The organism is Streptomyces sp. NPDC031474 (genome assembly GCF_055581185.1).
This window is the reverse complement of the sequence record NZ_JBVIJX010000014.1, coordinates 197893-216601: the sequence shown is the minus strand read 5'-3', so window position 1 is coordinate 216601 and position 18709 is coordinate 197893. Positions and strand designations below refer to the sequence as shown.

Annotated in this window: 11 protein-coding genes and 1 pseudogene; 2 read left to right on the top strand and 10 right to left on the bottom strand. The window is 69.9% G+C overall.

Annotated elements, in window-relative coordinates; all coding sequences use genetic code 11:
• Positions 1-255: 255 nt before the first annotated feature.
• The 5 genes and pseudogenes from ACZ5SK_RS29595 to ACZ5SK_RS29575 form a co-directional block, all read right to left on the bottom strand.
• The gene (locus tag ACZ5SK_RS29595; RefSeq protein WP_361703292.1) at positions 256-837 is read right to left on the bottom strand and encodes a hypothetical protein; all 582 of its coding nucleotides are present in this window, start codon (positions 835-837) and stop codon (positions 256-258) included.
• A gap of 207 nt (positions 838-1044) precedes the next feature.
• Positions 1045-1446, bottom strand: a complete 402-nt coding sequence (locus ACZ5SK_RS29590; RefSeq protein WP_334580408.1) for a hypothetical protein — start codon at positions 1444-1446, stop codon at positions 1045-1047.
• A gap of 382 nt (positions 1447-1828) precedes the next feature.
• Positions 1829-2062 (bottom strand): annotated as a pseudogene (locus ACZ5SK_RS29585) (polymorphic toxin-type HINT domain-containing protein); the annotation flags it as partial.
• A 65-nt stretch (positions 2063-2127) separates the two neighbouring features.
• Positions 2128-2535, bottom strand: a complete 408-nt coding sequence (locus ACZ5SK_RS29580; RefSeq protein ID WP_334580407.1) for a hypothetical protein — start codon at positions 2533-2535, stop codon at positions 2128-2130.
• A 2-nt stretch (positions 2536-2537) separates the two neighbouring features.
• Positions 2538-9401 carry a polymorphic toxin-type HINT domain-containing protein gene (locus ACZ5SK_RS29575; RefSeq protein WP_468576708.1) on the bottom strand — a complete coding sequence of 2288 codons (6864 nt, stop codon included), beginning with the start codon at positions 9399-9401 and terminating at the stop codon, positions 2538-2540.
• Positions 9402-9699: 298 nt separating this feature from the next.
• On the opposite strand from ACZ5SK_RS29575, the gene ACZ5SK_RS29570 reads away from it, so the two are divergent.
• The gene (locus ACZ5SK_RS29570) at positions 9700-12852 is read left to right on the top strand and encodes a VCBS repeat-containing protein (RefSeq protein ID WP_361703299.1); all 3153 of its coding nucleotides are present in this window, start codon (positions 9700-9702) and stop codon (positions 12850-12852) included.
• A 422-nt stretch (positions 12853-13274) separates the two neighbouring features.
• Complete coding sequence (locus tag ACZ5SK_RS29565) at positions 13275-14393, top strand: terpene synthase family protein (protein WP_334580404.1); 1119 nt, start codon at positions 13275-13277, stop codon at positions 14391-14393.
• A 64-nt stretch (positions 14394-14457) separates the two neighbouring features.
• Here ACZ5SK_RS29565 and ACZ5SK_RS29560 read toward each other — a convergent pair whose 3' ends face one another.
• From ACZ5SK_RS29560 to ACZ5SK_RS29540, 5 genes are all read right to left on the bottom strand, one after another.
• The gene (locus ACZ5SK_RS29560) at positions 14458-15108 is read right to left on the bottom strand and encodes a DUF4360 domain-containing protein (RefSeq protein ID WP_334580403.1); all 651 of its coding nucleotides are present in this window, start codon (positions 15106-15108) and stop codon (positions 14458-14460) included.
• Between the two features lie 183 nt (positions 15109-15291).
• A complete protein-coding gene (locus ACZ5SK_RS29555) occupies positions 15292-15753 on the bottom strand; it encodes an RrF2 family transcriptional regulator (RefSeq protein ID WP_334580402.1) in 462 nt (153 codons plus the stop codon).
• A gap of 35 nt (positions 15754-15788) precedes the next feature.
• Positions 15789-16052, bottom strand: a complete 264-nt coding sequence (locus tag ACZ5SK_RS29550; protein WP_334580401.1) for a hypothetical protein — start codon at positions 16050-16052, stop codon at positions 15789-15791.
• A gap of 62 nt (positions 16053-16114) precedes the next feature.
• Positions 16115-17626, bottom strand: coding sequence for an arabinosylfuranosidase ArfA (gene arfA, locus ACZ5SK_RS29545; protein ID WP_361703305.1), 1512 nt, complete (start codon positions 17624-17626; stop codon positions 16115-16117).
• Between the two features lie 105 nt (positions 17627-17731).
• Positions 17732-18673 (bottom strand): arabinan endo-1,5-alpha-L-arabinosidase, encoded by a 942-nt coding sequence (locus tag ACZ5SK_RS29540; protein WP_334580398.1) that lies wholly within the window; start codon positions 18671-18673, stop codon positions 17732-17734.
• Positions 18674-18709 lie beyond the last annotated feature (36 nt).

The following is an 18709-nucleotide window of genomic DNA, read 5'->3' as shown; positions in this document are numbered from 1 at the left end:
CCCGGCCACCAGCCCCAGGACCCTCGACTCCACGTCACCACCACCCGTCCGCGGCCACCCCCGGCATCCCGGACGACGACGCCGGATCGCCCTGACTGCGATCCGGCCATCCATGCCCCGCTCCGCGGGAGGGGGCATGCACCCCGGCCCTGAAGGACGGGGCGCCCTGCCCGAAAGCGCAGGTGTATGTGCACCAGCGCCACGTCCGTGACTGCGCGGAACGTCCGTTCAGCCTCGGCTCATACCTGATTCAGGTCACACGCCGGAGGCTGGATGGTCGTCCAGCCAGCGGCGGGCCGCCGCCTTGGCCTGCGGGCCGCAGAGGGAGGAATCCGACTGCACCACCCACCCGGCGAACTTCCGCAGCACCTGCGACCGGTGTGGTTCCTTCACCACTACCGTGCCGATCGAGAACTGACTCGTGGTCGCGCCCAGCAGGACGCTCCCGTCCAGCGAGAGCATGGTGAACTCGGGACGGCAGTGGGCACTGCCGAGCGGGCCGGCGGCGCCCTCGCCCATGACGTCCCACTCGGGCCTCAACTCCACACAGACCCAGGACGAGCCGGCGGCGAGGAAGAACCGGGCGTCCTCCGACCGGAAGAGCCCCTCCTCGACCGCCAGCCGGTACCAGTCGGCGTTCGCCTTCCGATGCAGTTCCGGGTCGTCGATGTCCGCCCAGGCCTCACCGCGGCGCTCCTCCCGGGGGACGCTCATCAGCTGGCCGGTCACCAGCGAGGGGATGAACCCCTCCGGGTCACCGCAGCCGTCCCGGACCACGAGCCCGGCCTTCGCCAGGCCCGCCGTCCATTCGCTCGTTCCTGCCCTTCGACTGGTCATCTCAGGATTCCCTCTCACCGAACCCGAACGTCCCGTGTAGGCGGCCCGTGCCGCGTAGACCGTCGCGCCCACCCACCTGAGGTACTTGCGCGGAGTCCCGTCCCAGCCGTTCCCCGGCCCGTGAAAACGGCCGCCGGACGACGAGGCCCCCGGCCGACTGGCTGTCGGCCCGGGGCCTCGTTCGCTTTCGTTCGGTGCCGCCTGGCGTCAGCCGATCTCCAGCTCGATGCCGAAGTGGTCCTTCACGTTCTGGGCCATCTCCTCGTCGGCCACCCGAGGAATCCTGCGAGCCCACCACTCGGGGCCACCGCCCGGCACCGCGAACCCGGCGTTGAGGAGTTCCCTGAACTTCCCGTCGATCCGGGCCACTTCCGCGGCGAACCAGTCGATCTCCGCGGTCTCCCGGATGACGGGATCGTCCAGTACTCCCTGCAGGAACCGTCTCACCGAGAGCTCGTCCCAGTATTCGAACAACGTCCCCGCGTAGCCGTCGCAGGCATCGTCGACGAATGACTCCCAGATTTCCAGCACACGGAAGGGAGTACTCGCCTGACGGCGTCCCGCCCGCACGGCCAGGTATCCGAACCTGTCGACGAAGGCACTGCCCATGCCGCTTGCCACCTGCCTATCGAGCGCTCATCGCTGAGCGCCGGAAGTACGACAACCCTTCGGCCGGACGGAAGAAGGTGGAGATCGTGCCTCCACTGTTCAGGTAACCGTAGTAGCCCGTGCTGGGGTCGAACCGGTGCACGGCACCGCTGGGCGTCCGCACTGTGATGGAGCCGTCCGGTCCATCGCCGTGCATGAAGTCCCTGGCCGCCTCTCGATACGCCTTCCGACCACCGAGCCTGTCGAATTCCGGCAGGCTCGCATCCCACGCCTGCGGTTCACGCACGCGCCCCTTCTTGATGCGGAAGTCGACGCCCTTCACGTGCTTGGAGTAGTGGCCGTTGGCAGAGAGATCCGAGTTGAAGTCGGGCCGGGGATCGATGCAGTTGTGCGCCAGGACCGGCGCCGCCCCCACGAGCACGTAGTACGTGTGGACGTCCGTGACGGTCAGGTTGTGGACCGTCGCCTTCTTCGCCGTCCAGGCCTCGACCGCGCCGATCTGGATCCAGGCGCCCGAGGACGTCTGGAGCCACTGGCCCGGCTTCAGCTCACCGGCGTCGACCCATTCCCGCAGGGACGGCACCCAGAACGGGTGGCCGGCCGTCGCGGTGACCGTCGTCGCCTCGGCGGTCGAGGCGAGGTCCCGGCCGACAGGCTGTCGGCCGGGACCTCGGTCCTTCGCTATTCGCTCCGGGCACGCACGAGAGCGTCGGTGGCCTCACGTAGAGCCGCCTTCAGCCTGTCCCGCTCGTCCCGCACCTGATCGAACTTGCGGCCCGAGGCCTGATAGGCCGTCTCGAATTCCACCCATGCCTCGTAGGCGAGGCGCAGCCCCTCGTTCGGGGCGACGCCCCGCTCGAACTGCTGCCGGAAGCCGAGGGGCGGCTCGTGACCGCCCATCCACAGTTCGAACCTGGCGTGCTCGGCCATGAACAGCGCGGCGAGTTCGACCACGTCGTTACCGACGATGTTGCTGCCGATCACCTGCACCCCAAGGTTGAGAGGCGGTGACGCGGTCGGGGTGAGCAGGTGTTCGGGCGCGTCCCAGCCCTGCGGCAGATTCCTCAGCCATTCGTACTCGTCCGACACCGTCACAGCTTCCTTCGCTCGAACATGGTTTCCAGGAGCCAACCCGCGATGCGCTGCGATCTGCTTTCCGGAACGGTGTATCCCCCGGCCCTGAGGATGGCCGCGCAGTACGTCACGCAGTTGTTCGTGTCATTGTTGTGCGGGCCCCGGTTGTTGTCATCCAGGAAGTACCTCTGTGCCCTCATGGCGTTCCGGGCGTTCGGCAGAGGGATCCGGATGACGTCGGTGCCGGGAGCATGCGGCCGGTCCCGCCTGCCGACGATGGAGTCCTGTCCGGGCCGGGAACCCGCCTCGGTGTGCAGCGTCTCACCGTTGTGCGTCACCGAGATGGAGGCGTGCCCCTGCGCCATATCCAGGTACACGTCCGCATACCCCGCGTCCCCGCAGTTGTGCGCCAGGACCGGCGCCGCCCCCACGAGCACGTAGTACGTGTGGACGTCCGTGACGGTCAGGTTGTGGACCGTCGCCTTCTTCGCCGTCCATGCCTCGACCGCGCCGATCTGGATCCAGGCGCCCGAGGACGTCTGGAGCCACTGGCCCGGCTTCAGCTCACCGGCGTCGACCCATTCCCGCAGGGACGGCACCCAGAACGGGTGGCCGGCCGTCGCGGTGACCGTCGTCGCCTCGGCGTCGGCGGTCGAGCCGTCGTGGACCGTCAGGGTGATGCGGACCAGGTCCTTGCTGCCCTTGCCGACGATCGTCGCCGTGGCCGTCCGGACGGTGGTCTTCCCCGTCCTCGGGTCCGTGGCGACGACCTTCTCGCCGGCCTTGACCTTCTCGATCGGCTTCGCCGAGCCGTCGGCCATCAGGACCTTCGTGCCGGGGACGAAGCTGTTGACCTCGCAGGCCTGGGCCTGGACCTCTTCCTTGACGGTCTCCTTGGCCTCCTCCCTGACCTCCTTCGCGACCTTCTTCACCGCCCGCTTGACCTGCGACGGCTTGGGACGCGGCTTCGGCTGCGAGCGGGGCTTGGCGCGCGGCTTCGGACGGGCCGCCGCCTTGCGGGCCGCGGCCCGGCGGGCCGCCGCCTTCTTCGCCGCCGCACGCGCCGCGCGAGCGCGGGCCTGGGCTGCCGCCTTGCGGGCCGCCGCCCGCTTGGCCGCCGCGCGGGCCGCCGCCTTCCTCGCCGCGGCTCGCTTCGCCGCGGCCGCCTTGCGGGCCGCCTCCCGCTTCGCCTTCGCCGCCGCACGCTTCGCGGCCTCCAGGGCACGCTTGCGGGCCAGCGCCGCCGCCCGACGAGCCGCCGCCTGGGCCGCCTTGCGGGCCGCGATGATCGCCGCGCGGCGGGCTGCCGCACGGATCGCCGCCTGGATGGCGATGCGGGCCGCGATACCGGCCAGGACCACGACCGGGAAGAACTCGCCCGACGGGTCGGAGAACGTGGCCGGGGCGTTGTTGCTGTAGGCGTACGGGTTCATCGTGGCCGGCTGGCCGTAGTCGACCATGGGGTCGACCTGGATGAACCGGCCCGTCGCCGGGTCGTAGTCACGGGCTCCGAGGCGGGTCAGGCCCGTGTCCTTGTCGACCGTGCCGCCGACGAAGCCGCGCTGTCCGGGCCAGGTGCCGGGCTGCTGCCCACGCTCCTCACCGAACGGCATCGACTTGCGGCGGGTGACTCCCATCGCCGGGTCGACCATGTCCACGACCGTGTGGGACGTGCCGTGGTGGTCGGCCAGCATCAGCTGACGGACGCCGCCGGTCGCGCGGACCGTCACCGAGCCGTCCGGATGCCCGTAGAACCGCTCCGCCTTCGCGCTGGAGTTGGCCGCGTCGACCGTCAGCTCCGCGTCCGCCAGGTACAGCGTGCGGCTGCCGTCCGCGCCGGTGCGGATGAGGCGTTCGCCGTTCGCGCCGTACAGATACGACGTGGTCTTGGCGCCGCCGCCCTCGACCGGCGCGGTCACCTTGCGCAGCTGGCCCTCGACGTCGTATTCGAGGGTCTGCTCGGTGCCGCCGTTCTGGCGTCCGACGGTGTTGCCGGCCTTGTCGTAGGCGAAGGTGTTGAGGCGCTCGCCCTGCGGGCCGACCGACCTGATCTCCGCCAGCGCGTTGGGGCCGCCGACGCCCGCCTTGCCGTACACGTACGAGCGGGTGACGTCCTGCGTGGTGTCGCCCGTCGTGTCGTGCTCGACGAGCGTCTTGCGGTTGCCCGCCTCGTCGTACTGGTACGACTGCCAGTAGGCCTCGGGGCCGCCGACCGTTTCCTTGGTCGGGGTCGCCGCGCACTCCTGCGTCTTCGCCGTCCACGCCGAGGTCATCTGGCGCAGCTGGTCGTAGACGAAGCACTGGGTGTCCGTCTTGCCCGAGTCCGGGGAGGCGCTGCCGGGCACGTCGGTGATCCTGGTGACGTTGCCGGCCTGGTCGTAGCCGAACCGGGTCTCGCTGATGCGGCCCGGGGCGAGCGAGCGGTCGAAGGTCGCCGACTGCAGACGGCGGGTGAACTCGTCGTAGACGTAGGAGCCGTAGACCTTCCTGCCCGCCGGTCCGGCGTCGGTGCGCAGGACCTCGCCGAACGCCGAGTAGTCGACGCCCGCCAGGTAGGCCGAGGCGCCGGCGATGGAGATGGGCAGGTCGTCGGAGTTGTAGCGGAAGACGACCCGCTCGGTCGTCAGGCCGCCGAGGCCCGGAACCTCCACCCAGGCGAGGTTGCCGGTCGGGGTGTAGGAGTAGGTGTACTCGTAGGCGCCGGCGAGGCCGGTCTCCTCCGTCGGGATCACCGTCCTGGACGACTTCACCCGGTAGGCGTTGTCGTAGGCGGTGACCTCCTCCCGGTACTCACGGCCGTTCTCGTAGCGGACGGCCGCCGTCGGGAGGCCCTTGGCGAGGCTGTCGTACGTCCACTCCAGGCGCTTGGGGCCGGTGTCGCTGCCCTCGCGCAGGGTGGTCGGACGGCCGCCGTCGTCGTACGTGGTGACCAGGGTCCGCTGGAACGGGTCGACGGTCGCGATCACGTTGTCCGCGTTGTCGTACCGCATCTCGGTGCGTCCGCCGTCGGGGTCGACGACCGCGGTCTGGCGGCCCCGTTTGTCGTACTCGAAGGAGGTGGTGGCGCCGCCGGGGGCGGTCACCTTCTCCAGGTTGTCGAGGGCGTCGTACTGGTAGAGGGTGTCCCGCCACTTCGTGCGTGCGCTGTCGGTGTACTCGCGCAGTTTCTCGACGCGGCCCTCGGCGTCCTCGAAGACGGCTGTGACGGTGTCGCCGCCCGGCGGGATCGTCGTGGAGACGTCACCGTCGCGTTCCGTCGTGGTGCGCAGCTTCTCCGTGCCGTGGTAGTAGGTGATGTCGGCGGTGGGCTGGCCCAGGCCGTCGAAGAGGGTGCGGTTCTGGGACGGGACCTCGTTGTCGCCGACCTGGAGGAGTTTCGCCTCGGGCTCGGCGGTGTTGTAGTACCCCTCGTTCTCCTTCCACTGGCGGCCGGCGCTGTCGTAGAAGGTGTCGTTGACGATGCGGCCCGTGCCGACGGCCTCGTCCTGCGTCTGCCGCTCGCGCATCAGACCGTCGAGGATCTCGTAGGAGACCGCGTACTCGCCGTTGTCCTTCAGGGTGCGCGCGGTGGTGATCGTCGGCCCGTCCCGGCGGACGGTGTAGTCGTACGTGGCCGTCGGGGTCTGGGTCGCCGGGTCGCGGTCGATCTCCCAGACCTTCAGGAGCCGGCCCAGCGGCTCGTACTCCATGGTGGCCGTCCGGCCGTTGGCGTCCGTCTCGGTGAGCGGCAGGCCGCGCACGTCGTCGAAGACCGTGGTCTCGGTGTGCAGCAGCGGGTCGGTGGAGACCTGCTTGGTGGGACGGGCCACGGTCGCGGGCGTGTACTCGACCCATGTCTTGCGGTTGTCCGCGTCCCAGGTCGCGGTCTCGCGGCCGTGGATGTCGTATTCGGTGCGGTCGATGGTGACGTAGCCGTCGCCCTTGCCGTTCAGTTCCTGGACCTCGGTGGGCAGCCCCTTGGTGGGGGCGGCGCCGAAGGCCAGGCCGTCGTAGAACGTGCGGGTGTCCTCGACGACTTCGCCGCCGGTGGTGCCGCACGCGCCGAGCACGGTCTTCTCGCGGGACTCCGGCTCGATCAGATACGCGGTGGTGTTGCGGGCGTAACCGACGGTGGAGCAGCGGACCTTGCCGCCCGGGGTCTTCTCCTCGACCTCGTACGGCAGGCCGTAGCTGTCGTACTTGGTGGTCTCGGTGGAGGTGCGCCAGGTGTCGCCCTTGACGCGTTCGCGGGTGCGGACGCTCTCCGGGCGGGTCATCCACGCTTCCAGGGGCGTGGTTCCGGCGCGGGTGCGGGTGGCCGTCTTCACCGCCCAGGGGGTGGTGACGGTCGCCGAGTCGACGGGGCCGCCGTCGGAGTCGTAGGCGATCTGCTCCAGCAACTGGCCCTGGTACTGCGGGAGATCGGCGTACGCCTTGCCCTCGCTGTCTGTGACGTCCGAACTGCGGGTCCCTGAGGGCAGTTTGTCGCCGTGCAGGCCGCGGTAGTAGCGGTGCTCGGTGAGCTGCTTGACGTCGTCGCCGGCGCCCTGGCGGGTGCGGACGCGTTCGTAGCCGCGGTACTGCGACCAGGTGCGGTGCTTGTTCTCGGTGAACTCGCTGTCGTCGTAGGCCCATCCGGCGCCGCCGAGGAACTCGTAGCTGGTCACCTTGGCGGGGCTGTCGGTGACCAGGTCCTCCTCGCGGACCTCGGTGACGACGTACTTGTGGAACCAGTCCTTCACCGGGTTGAGGGCGCCCTTGGGCGTCCAGTACTGCGGGAAGCAGCGCATGGTGTTGGACTCGGGGGACGCCGGCATCCGCCTGGGCTCCAGGGCCTGGCAGTCGCGCGCCGAGTAGGTGACGCCGATGCGGCCGCCGGTCTCGGTGTCGATGGCGTGCACCCGGTAGCGGGAGAAGGGCGGCAGGCCCTCCACCTTGTCGACGCGGTTGTCGAGCTGGATGCCGGCGAAGGTGACCTTCGGCATCGCGGCCGTCGCGCCGGCGCCGTGGCCGGTGCGGGCGATGGCGTCCAGCCACAGGGCCGGGGAGGTGCCGTCGCCGGTGGCCGGGTAGGACTGCTCCAGCGCCCAGGAGTCGACGGTCTTCAGGGCGCTGCCGGAGAGCACACTGGTGGTGATCTTCGTCAGGCGCTTGGTCGTCCAGAACGTCGGGGAGTACTTGTCGGTGCACTTGGCGCCCGACGCGCACTCCTGGTCCAGCGGCACGTCCGGCCAGTTCTTGGCGTTGGCGGCGGTGCGCTTGGCCTCGGCGCAGTCGAACGTCGCGGTGGGGATGCAGCGTTCGGCGGTGGTGAAGGCGACCCGGCCGGCCGGCTGGACGCCGAACAGCTTGTCGGAGCGCAGGCCGTAGTCGATGCGGGCGAGCTGCGCGGAGCGGGTGTAGGAGATCTGCTGGTCGGCCTTCATGTTCTGGCCGTAGAAGTTGGTCTCCTTGGTCCACCACAGGGTCATGGCGTCACCGAGCGGGTCGACCACGTAGTCCAGGTTCCAGCGGTAGGCCTGGGCGCAGTCGGAGTCGATGAAGGCGGTGGCGTGGCAGGGTTCGCCCGGGTGGTTGCCGAACACCGGGACGGTGAGCGCCGAGTTGGTGGCGGTGCCGTCGGGGGCGTTCGGCAGCTTGTTCAGGCCGAAGTGGTACTGGGTGCCGTCGGTGGTGGTCAGGACCCAGTGCTCGCCGTCCTTGGCGCCGTTGGCCGCGCCGGTCTTGCGCTGGAGGCGGGAGCCGTCGTCGTCGGCGGGGCGCCAGTCGTCGGTGCCGTCCTTCTTGACGAGTTCGGTGGTGTTGCCGCCCAGGGACATCACGACGTGGTCGGAGCCCCAGCACAGGTCGCCGCTGTCACCGGAGTTGTTGGGCTTCTGCTCGACGCCCTTGTCGTCCTTGACCGGATCCTTGTCGTCCGAGCAGGAGCGGAAGCGGCGCTCGATGTAGCCGGGCTCGTAGTCCCAGCCCTCGGCGATCCAGGAGGACTGGGCGTTGGTGGAGGCGGTGCGGCCGTCCACGGCCTGAGAGGAGTAGGAGAGTTCGACCTCGGGCTGCGGGCCGCCGGGGACCTCGGGCGCCTCGATGGGGTAGCTCCACGAGAAGCCGCCGGAGGAGGAGCCCGCCATCCAGGAACCGGACGGCGACAGCGAGGTCGCCGTATGACTGCCGCCGGGGCCGGAGGCCTCGGCGGCGGCGGCGAACACGGCGGGCGCGGCGGGCGCGGCGGCCAGGTCGGCGCTGCCCGAAACGGTGTGCGCGGACGCGTCGTTGGCGCCGGGCAGCGCGCTGCGGGTACGGCAGCGCTCCAGCTCGGGCGTGGTCAGCGCGCAGGCCGGAAGCCGGTAGAGGCGGAGCCGGGAACCCCAGTCGCCGCCGTAGGTGTCCTTGAACGAGGCGTAGTCCAGCTCCAGTTCGACCGTGCCGGACGCGGCGGGACCGAGGCCGTTCTTCGCGGGGGCCGCCGTGAACAGCAGTCCCCGCACCCCGGCCTTGCGGGCGGCGGTCGCGTCCTTGACCTGGACCTGGACGGCGCTGCCGGGGTCGGCGGCGGCAGCACGGGCCGCCTGGGCGGCCTTGGCTGCGGGCTGACGGACCTTCACGGGGCCGGTCTGTACGGGAGTTGCGCCCGGCGTCGTACCCGGTTCGGCGCCGGCGGTCAGCGGCGCCCGCTTCGGCAGCTTGTCGCGCCGGTCGGTGACCAGGGTCGTGAAGGTACGGGCGGGGACGGTCCCCGCGGCGGGCTTGAAGGCGCCCGTGGCCTCGTCGCGCGTGGCGGGCCGCTTTTTGCTGAAGTCCCGGCCCGGGACGGACGGATCGCGCTTGACGTCGGAGATCCGGGTGCTCCCCGAGGCGGCGCTCGCGTCGTCGGGTATCAGCCCGATGAACAGCACGAGCCCCACGAACAGGGACGTGGATCTGGTCCAGTGACCGAAATAGCGCAATTGTCTTATCAAGTGGCCCACAAAAGGACCTCCCCCTCACTCTGTGTGACCGAGTGTTGAACGGTCAGACAGTAAGCGCTGTCGATCACCCTGACAAGTAATGCGCAGGCAATGCGACAATCCCCACTTTCGCCATACCTTGGCAAAGAACTGGCCATGCCGCGTGTACTGTTCGGCGACGCGGCCCAGGTGAAAGGGCTCGCGGCGGCCCCCGGGAGGGGGCTCGCACGGCAACGGACTCCGGGGGGATTCGCCCATGCCAGACACATCCCGAAGACAGCGCCGGACGCGCCGGAACGGGCGCTCGGCGCGCCTCGCGCTCGTCGCGGCGCTCGCCGGCGGGACGCTCGGGCTGACGCCGCTCACCGCGGTCGCGACCGACACCGCCGGCTCGGCCGCCGACGCGGCGACGGTGGCCGCGGACGCCGAACAGGACGCCCTCCGGCAGGCCGCCGAGACCGGTGAGCCCGTGGAGCTGGTGTCCGAGCGCACCGAGACCAGCGAGACTCACGCACTACCCAACGGCAACCTCCGCCACACCCAGCACACCCTGCCCGTCCGCGTGAAACGCGAGGGTGCCTGGACGGCGGTGGACACCACGCTCGCCGAGACGGCCGGCCGGATCCAGCCCAAGGCGGCACCCGGCCGGGTCACGTTCTCGGCGGGCGGCGACAACCGCCTCGTCACCCTCTCCGACCGCGGCGGCGAACTGGCCCTGACCTGGCCGAAGGACCTTCCCGAGCCGGTGCTCGACGGCCCCACGGCGACCTATCGGGAGGTCTTCCCGGGCGTCGATCTGGCCGTGAAGGCGAGCGTGGACGGTTTCAGTCAGGCGCTGATCGTGAAGACCCCCGAGGCGGCCGACCGCCCGGAGCTCGCGCAGATCGGCTTCGGTCTGCGCACGGAGGGCCTGGATCTGCGTGAGGACGCGGAGACGGGCACGCTCAGCGCGGTCAACGCGGCCGGGCAGACCGTCTTCGCCTCCTCCACGGCCAGGATGTGGGACTCGTCGGGGACGGCGGAACAGGCGCCGGCGGTCAAGAGCCTGCGTTCGGCCGCCTCCTCGGCCAGAGCGGAAACCACCACCGCGACCGGCCCCGTCTCCGACCCCTCCCCGCTCACCCCGGGCACCAAGAGCAGCGAGGTCGGCGTGGAAGTGGCCGACGACCGTATTTTTCTGACGCCCGATCAGAAGCTGCTCGACGCCCCGGACACCGAGTTCCCGGTCTACATCGACCCACGGATGACCGGCACCCGCGAGGCCTGGACGATCGCCTACAAGCCGCATCCGACGAGCAGTTACTGGAACGGCACGGGCTGGGACGGCGGTACGACGAGCGAGGCGCGCGTCGGCTACGAGTCGTCCACGGGCGGCACGGCCCGCTCCTTCTTCCGCGTGGGCTCCAAGTTCCTGGCGGGCGTGAAGGTGATCGACGCGCAGTTCCAGATCACCGAGACGCACTCCTGGTCCTGCACGCCCAAGCCGGTAGAGCTGTATCTGACGGGGTCGATCAGCTCGTCGACCACCTGGAACAAGCAGCCCTCCTGGTCGACGCGCCAGGACAGCCGCAGCGTCGCGCACGGCAACGAGACGTTCGGCTGCCCCAACGCGGCGGTCGACTTCAACGCGAAGGACGCGGCCGTCAAAGCCGCGGCGAGCAAGTGGTCGAGCATCACCTTCGGTCTGCGGGCCCCGCAGAGCGCGGAGGACAACAAGGACGAGTACAGCTGGAAGAAGTTCAAGCCGGACGCCAAGCTGATCGTCGAGTTCAACCGGCTGCCGAAGGCCCCGTGGGCCCTGGACACCATCCCCAGCACCAAGGTGAGCGCCACCGAGTGCGGCAACGGCTCCTCGTACGTGACGGTCGGCAACACGGACGTCACGCTCACCGCGCAGGCCTGGGACCCGGACGGCGGGGCGGTGAACGTCCAGTTCCACCTGTGGGCCACCGGCAAGCACGATGTGTCGCCCGGGATCATCTTCGACAAGCGGGTGAAGGTCACCGTCAAGTCGACCGACTCCAAGGGCGCGCAGGCGCGGGTCGTCGTGCCGAAGGCGCTGCTCGACCAGCACAAGGGCGCGAGCGGCGGGCAGTTCTCGTGGAAGGCGCAGGCCGAGGACACCTCGGACGCGGCCTTCGCCTCCGACTGGACGCCGACGGCGGGCGCGCCCGGCTGCCGCTTCGGCTTCGACCCGACCGCGCCGACGGTGATGCCGACCGTCGACTCCAAGGACGACCTGTACCCCGAGACGACGCCCGACATCGAGCCGGTCGAGGGCGCGCTGGCGCGCACCGAGGGCGTGTTCGAGTTCGGCGCCAACGGCGTGTCGGACACCGCCGAGTACCTGTACGGCCTGGACCGCACCCCGCCGAGCAGTTCGGCGAAGCCGACGACGAAGGGCGGCCCGGCGCAGGCGAGGATCACCCCGCTCACGCCGGGACCGCACACGCTGTACGTCCGTTCCGTGGACGCGGCGAAGAATCCCGGCCCGATCTACCCGTACCGCTTCTACGTCAAGAGCCCGGGTGTGACGGACAAGCCCGGTGACGTCAACGGGGACGGCATGCCGGACCTGTTCGCCGTGGACGGCTCGAACAACCTGCGGCTGTACGGCGGGACGGGCAGCGGCAAGGTGGACACGATGATCCCGCTGTCCTCCGGCGGCGGCTGGAACGGGGCGCTGCTGACGCACCGGGGCGACTGGTCGCTGGACTTCTACGAGGATCTGGTGGCCCGGCGCTCCGACGGCAAGCTGTGGCTCTACCCCAACAACGGACAGGGCGAGTTCACCGAGGACACCAAGCAGGAGGTGTACGTCTTCCCGGACCCGGAGACGGAGGTGGCGACCGACACGGCGGCCATCAAGCAGATCGTCTCGGTCGGCGACATCACGCCCGACAGCGAGCTCCAGAATCCCGACTTCGTCGCGGTGATCGGCGACCAGTTGTGGTTCCTGCCCGGCCAGGCGAGCGGCACGGTCGACTCCGGTTATCTGATCGGGAACTCGGGCTGGAGCGGCATGCAGCTCGCTTCCCCGGGCGATGTGGACGGCGACGGCTTCACCGACCTGATCGGCCGCAACACGGCCAACGGCGAGGTGTGGCTGTACCACGGGCGCAGTCCGGGCGACGCGGACGGCGACGGGGTCTCCGACGGCGGCACCGACCCGGCGTCGCTGGGCGCGGGCGCCAACCGGACGGCGTATGCGACCGGTTGGACGACGGCGGCCCGGCCGCTGATCACCGCCTCGGGCGACACCAACGGCGACGGGGTCTCCGACCTGTGGACCACGACGGCCAACACGTCGGCGGGCCTGGAGTTCGTGCCGGGCCGGGCGAGCGGGCTCGTGGGCACTCCGGTGGCGGTCGGCACGACGGGCTGGCAGGCGATCAAGCTGCTGTCCTGACAGCCGCCCGGTAGGGAAAAGAGGGGTGGCCGACCGCGACGGTCGGCCACCCCTCATCAGCACCATCGGCCGTACCACGTGGCCCCGCTGCCCCAGCTGACCGGACGTCACCTCTTCTTTGGTGGCGTCCAGTCGGCGTTCGGCCAACCAGTTTCGGACAGATGGGTTTTACGACACCGCCGAGGTGGCCGACGATCGCCCCGGTCGGCGAAGTGGCCTTGTCGGGCGCGCCGTTACCAGGCCCCGCCGCATTGCCGAAACGTGCCCTCAAACCGGCCCGGCCACCCGGCCCGATGGGGTATGAACTCCCCTGTGACAGGAACGGCCGATGCTGCTGTGAGGCGAAATGGCTGGCGAGGTACCGATGTTGTGGCCAGAACCAGCCATTCCCCGAAGTGCCCTCACACCGCACCATAAGATGCATGAATAGCGACACATCCACACGGGAACTGTCAGTGCCGAGTGTGTTGTGCCCGTTTCCGGTCACGTACGACGAGTCGGCGGCTCGCAAGGCGGACGACGACATCGTTGCCTGGGCGCTCAGCCTCGATCTCTTCCCGGGGCAGCGGAACGAGCTGGACGGCTACCGGTTCGGCACGTTCGCCGCGCTGACGCACCCTGACGCGGTCGACCACGATCACCTGATGCTCGCGGCCCGCAACATGACCGCCCTGTTCGCCGCGGACGACCACTACTGCGACGAGGGCATCGAAGGCGTCCACCTCGCCATGAGCGCCTCACGGCTCGCGGGTGCGCTCACCGCGCTGGAGAACGGCCCCCGGCTGCCCGACTGCCCCTCGGTCGAGGCCTTCGTCGCCGGCGACCCGGTGACCCGTGCGCTCCGCGAGACCGCGGAACACGTCACCCGCCTCGGCGCACCGGCGCAAGTGGGCCGACTACGCCACGAGACGATCGCCACCTTCCTCGCGATGGCGGCCGAAAACTCCTGGCGTATCGCCGGGCACGTACCCGAACCCGCGGAGTACCTGGCTCATCGGAAGTACAACGGGGGCATGGCCTGTCTGGTCCTCATCGACGTCGTCGGCGGCTACGAACTGTCCGTCCGGGACTGGGAGACGCCCGGCGTCCGCGACCTGTCCCTCGCCGCCTCACTCATGATCATGCTGGTCAACGACCTGTACTCGGTCGCCAAGGAGAGCGCCGACATCGGCAGTCACAGCCTGCCCACCGTGCTCGCCGCACGCCACGGCTGGTCCATCGAACGCAGCATGTGCGCGACCGGCGAGCTCCACGACGACCTCATGCGCGACTATCTGCGCCTGGAACCCGAGGTCAGGCGCGACGCCTCGCCCGAACTCGCCCGCTACCTCACCGGCCTGCGGCACTGGATGCGGGGAAACCTCGAATGGCACACCCTCACCGGGCGCCACAACAACCGCGCGGGACGCCCCACCCCCAGGACGGGGCCGCTGGGTCCCACCCACGACCGGCTCACGGCCGACGCACGCTCCTCGGCCGCCGCGGCCGGCGTCTGCCGCCACTGCGGCGACCGGCACGACCCGGCCACGGCGGTCGCGTGAACCGGCCCGGCTCCCCCGCCGCGTGGGCCGGCTTCGTGGCGCGCGGCGGGGTGCGGCGCTCCGCCTACTTGCCCGGGCACTCCTTCCAGGCCATGTGGTAGATGGTGCTGAGGTCGCCGTCGGTCGAGTCCATCGTCATGAAGCTGACCTTGCTCGACGGCGAGGTGCCCGCGTTGACCCGGAGCTCGGTGTTGATGTTGAAGTTGCGCTGAACTCCACAGGGCGCCCAGACCAGTTGGGCCCAGTCCGTGGTGTCGGTGGCCTGCCAGTTGTCGCTGTAGGAGCCGTTGAAGTTGTGGTTCTTGAACACCGTCTGCGACGAGCCCTGGAAGTAGTACGAGGCCCGCTGCACGGCGCTCGCGCCGGACTGCAGTGAGGCGTAACCGCGGTAGTCCGCCTTGGCGATGGCGTACGTGAAGCCCGAGGGCACGTGCACGATCAGGTTGAGCTGGCAGTTCTTGCGGAACGCCGTGGGGTTGGAGCTCCCGCCGACCTGGGCGAGGTAGTCGCTGTAGGTCACGGTGAAGGCGGTGTTGTCCTCGGAGACGGCGACGGCCGCGGTACCGGCGGGACAGCCTGAGCCGTTCACCGTGGCGACGTCGATGACGATCTTGTCCGGGGGCGGGTTGTCGAAGACGGGGGACGAGTTGTGCGCGGGTATCGCCGCGGTGAGGAGCGCGGCGACCGCGCCGCCCAGGAGCAGCCCACTTGCCATGGTGATTCTCCTTGGTTCAACGGAACACCTGTGGAGTTCCTGTGAAGAACTGGGGGGGGGCGCTCGCATCGTAGGGAGGCCCTCGGGGCGCGCCCAGGTCGAACTCCGGCCATTCACCCCGTCCCGTTCACACCACCCGGCCACCGGGCCACTCGGCCACCGGGCCACCAGGCCCACTGCGGGCTACGGGTTCTCCCACGCCGCCGGTTCCGCCGCCAGTTCCTGCACCGGAGTCGGCAGCGCGTCCGCCGCGATGTCGGCGATCGTGACGCCCTCCAGGATCCGCCGCACGTTCGCCCGCAGCGCGATCCACAGCGGAAGCAGGGGCTGCGCGGAGCCCGTGTAGGTCAGTCCTGTCGGACGTTCGCCGCGCACGGAGACGATCGGGCCGTCCACCGCCCTGATCACGTCCGCGACCGTGATCGCCGCCGGGTCGCGGGCCAGCCGGTAGCCGCCGCCTCCCCCGCGCCGGCTGTCGACGATCCCGCCGCGCCGCAGGTCGCCGAGGATCCCCTCCAGGAACTTGTGCGGAATGTCCTGCTCGACGGCGATCGACTCCGCCTTCACCGGGTCCCCGCCGCCCTGCCGTACGGCAAGCTCCAGTACCGCCCGTACCGCGTAGTCCGCCCGCGCCGAGATCCTCATGGCCCCATTGTGGGGTCGACGACACCTGTGAGACGTCAGGCGATCTCGTCGTAGTCCGTCGGCACGTTCTCGTCGGCGCCGGGGCGGCCCGCGCCGGTCGTTCGTTTCTCCCGTGCCCGCAGCGCCGCCCACAGCAGGGCCCAGAAGGGGACCAGGTACCAGGGCAGGGGCCAGGCCGTGCGCCACCAGCCGGCGCTCGGCTTGACGACGGCTTCGACGGCGGCGAACGCCATGGCTGCGGCCAAGGTCCAGCACAGGAGCCTGCCCGCCCACCGCGCCGCCAGGCCCGGACGGTTCATGACGCAAGTGTGCAGCCAACCGAGCTCTGATCGGAAGTGACTGCACACGCGTCGCGCAAGCCCTACGCCAGTCTGATCACGTTCCAGGACAGCGGTTCCAGTGTCGCCGTCAGCGTGCCGTCGTCCGTCAGCGCCGTGCCCTCGGCCGCGTGCGGGGCGACCCGCTCGGGGTCGGCGAGGGTGTTGCGGGCGTCCGGGTCGGCGTCCGCGAGCACGCTGTGCTCGACGACGTTCGTCAGGTCGAGGCCGTTCAGGGCGACTTCGAGGGGCAGCGCGTCGGTCCGGCTGCGGTTGACGGCGAAGACGGTGACCGTGCCGTCCCCGGCGCGGACAGCCGTCGCGTGCAGCAGATCCGTCTCGCCGTACTTCCGCGTCTCGTACGTCGGCGAGTCCACCCGGACGTCGAGGACCGTGCCCCGGCCGTACCGCGAGGCCTGCGCGAACGGGAAGAACGTCGTCTGCCGCCACGCCGGGCCGCCCGGCTCGGTCATGATCGGCGCGATGACGTTGACGAGCTGGGCGAGACAGGCGACGGTGACGCGGTCGGCGTGCCGGAGCAGCCCGATGAGGAGGGAACCGAAGACGACGGCGTCGGTGACGCTGTAGTTGTCCTCCAGCAGGCGGGGGGCCTCGGGCCAGTCGGTCAGCGTCTTCGCGTGCTCCTCCCACTCGGGCAGGTACCAGACGTTCCACTCGTCGAAGGACAGGTTGATCTTCTTCTTCGACTTCAGCCGTGCGCCCACATGGTCGGCGGTCGCGACGACGTTGTCGATGAACGACTCCATGTCGACGGCTGAGGCGAGGAAGGAGTCGATGTCGCCGTTCTCGGGCCAGTAGTAGGCGTGCAGGGAGACGTAGTCGACCAGGTCGTACGTCTCCTTCAGGACCGTGGCCTCCCATTCGGCGAAGGTCGGCATGGACTGGCTGGAGGAGCCGCAGACGACGAGTTCGACCTTCGGGTCGATCTGGCGCATCGCGCGGGCCGTCTCGGCGGCGACCCGGCCGTACTCCTCGGCCGTCTTGTGGCCGGTCTGCCAGGGGCCGTCCATCTCGTTGCCGAGGCACCACAGTCCGATGCCGAAGGGGTCCTTGTCGCCGTGGGCGATGCGCCGGTCGGAGAGTGCGGTGCCCTCGGCGTGGTTGGCGTACTCCTGGAGTTCCAGGGCCTCGGCGACACCCCTCGTGCCCAGGTTGACGGCCATCATCGGCTCCGCCTGGGGTCCTATCTTGCGGAGGAAGTCGATGTACTCGGAGAGTCCGAAGCGGTTCGTCTCCGTCGAGTGCCAGGCGAGGTCGAGGCGGCGGGGGCGCGATTCGGCGGGGCCCACCGAGTCTTCCCACTTGTACCCGGAGACGAAGTTGCCGCCGGGGTAGCGGATGGCGGTGACGCCGAGTTCGCGGACCAGGTCCAGGACGTCCTGGCGGAGGCCTGCCGTGTCCGCGGTGGGGTGGTCCGGTTCGAAGATGCCGGTGTAGACGCAGCGGCCCAGGTGTTCGACGAAGCTGCCGAAGATTCGGGGGTTCACTTCGCCGATGGTGAAGGCGGGGTCGAGAGTGAAGCGGGCGGTGTGCATGTTCGCCTTTCCAAAGGGGGGTGCGTGTTTCGTTGGCGGGTGCGGGTGCTTCGTGGCTGGTCGCGCCCACGCGGCGGAGCCGCACAGGGACACAGCCCCGCGCCCCTAAAAGACCCTTGGCCAGCCGTTTCTTTGCCAGTCCAGCCTGTTGAGGCCCAGCTTCGGGGTGCCGTTGTCCTGTGCGTCGTAGTAGTGGTACGCCAGGACATCTCTGCCCCTGTCCTTGAAGATCGATTCGCCGCCCGTGCCGATGAAACGGCCATGGCCCTCCAGCAACAGGTCGCCGCCGCCCTCCAGCAGGGGCTTGCCCGTGCTGTCGACATACGGGCCCGTCACCTTCGTCGAGCGGCCGACCTTGATCTTGTATGTCGAGTTCACGCCCGCGCAACAGGCGTCGTAGGACGCGAAGAGGTAGTAGTAGCCGCCGTGTTCGACGATGTACGGGCCCTCGACCGCGTACGGGGCGTCCGGGCGGGTGGCCAGGTGGGCGACCGTCGCGCCGGGGAGCGCCTTGCCCGTCCCCGGGTTCAGTTCGACCATGCGGATGCCCGTCCAGTACGAGCCGAACGACATCCACAGCCTGCCGCCCGTCCGGATGATCGCCGGGTCGATGGCGTTCCAGGTGTCGGTCGTCTCGGAGGTGAAGACCTTGCCGTGGTCCGTCCAGGTGCCGGGCAGGCCGGTCGGGGACGTGGCCACGCCGATCGCGCTGTGGTTGGTGCCCCACGACGACACGGCGTAGTACAGCCAGTATCTGCCCGCGCGGTAGGAGATGTCCGGCGCCCAGGGGTCGCCGGTGTCGTTGTACTCGTACCACCAACTCGGCGGCGTCGCGAAGGCGTTGCCGGCGTCGTCCCAGTGCCTGAGGTCCTTCGAGAGGCGGGCTCCGATGATGCCGCCGGTCGAATAGGCCACGTAGCCGCCGGACTTGAGACGGATGACGGTCGGGTCGTGGATGATCTGCTGGCCGGTGATCGGAAGCGGATCGGGGTAACTCTGCGCCGCCTGCGCCGTGTTGGGGAGGAACGCCAAAAGGAGCGCCGCCATCACCGCCGTCACCGCTCTGCCCGCTCTGCCCGCTCT

Coding starts and splice junctions, on each gene's coding strand:
- ACZ5SK_RS29570 (WP_361703299.1), top strand. CDS start 9,700: ATGCCAGACACATCCCGAAGACAGCGCCGGACGCGCCGGAACGGGCGC.
- ACZ5SK_RS29595 (WP_361703292.1), bottom strand. CDS start 837: ATGACCAGTCGAAGGGCAGGAACGAGCGAATGGACGGCGGGCCTGGCG.
- ACZ5SK_RS29540 (WP_334580398.1), bottom strand. CDS start 18,673: ATGGCGGCGCTCCTTTTGGCGTTCCTCCCCAACACGGCGCAGGCGGCG.
- arfA (WP_361703305.1), bottom strand. CDS start 17,626: ATGCACACCGCCCGCTTCACTCTCGACCCCGCCTTCACCATCGGCGAA.
- ACZ5SK_RS29550 (WP_334580401.1), bottom strand. CDS start 16,052: ATGAACCGTCCGGGCCTGGCGGCGCGGTGGGCGGGCAGGCTCCTGTGC.
- ACZ5SK_RS29555 (WP_334580402.1), bottom strand. CDS start 15,753: ATGAGGATCTCGGCGCGGGCGGACTACGCGGTACGGGCGGTACTGGAG.
- ACZ5SK_RS29565 (WP_334580404.1), top strand. CDS start 13,275: ATGAATAGCGACACATCCACACGGGAACTGTCAGTGCCGAGTGTGTTG.
- ACZ5SK_RS29560 (WP_334580403.1), bottom strand. CDS start 15,108: ATGGCAAGTGGGCTGCTCCTGGGCGGCGCGGTCGCCGCGCTCCTCACC.
- ACZ5SK_RS29590 (WP_334580408.1), bottom strand. CDS start 1,446: ATGGGCAGTGCCTTCGTCGACAGGTTCGGATACCTGGCCGTGCGGGCG.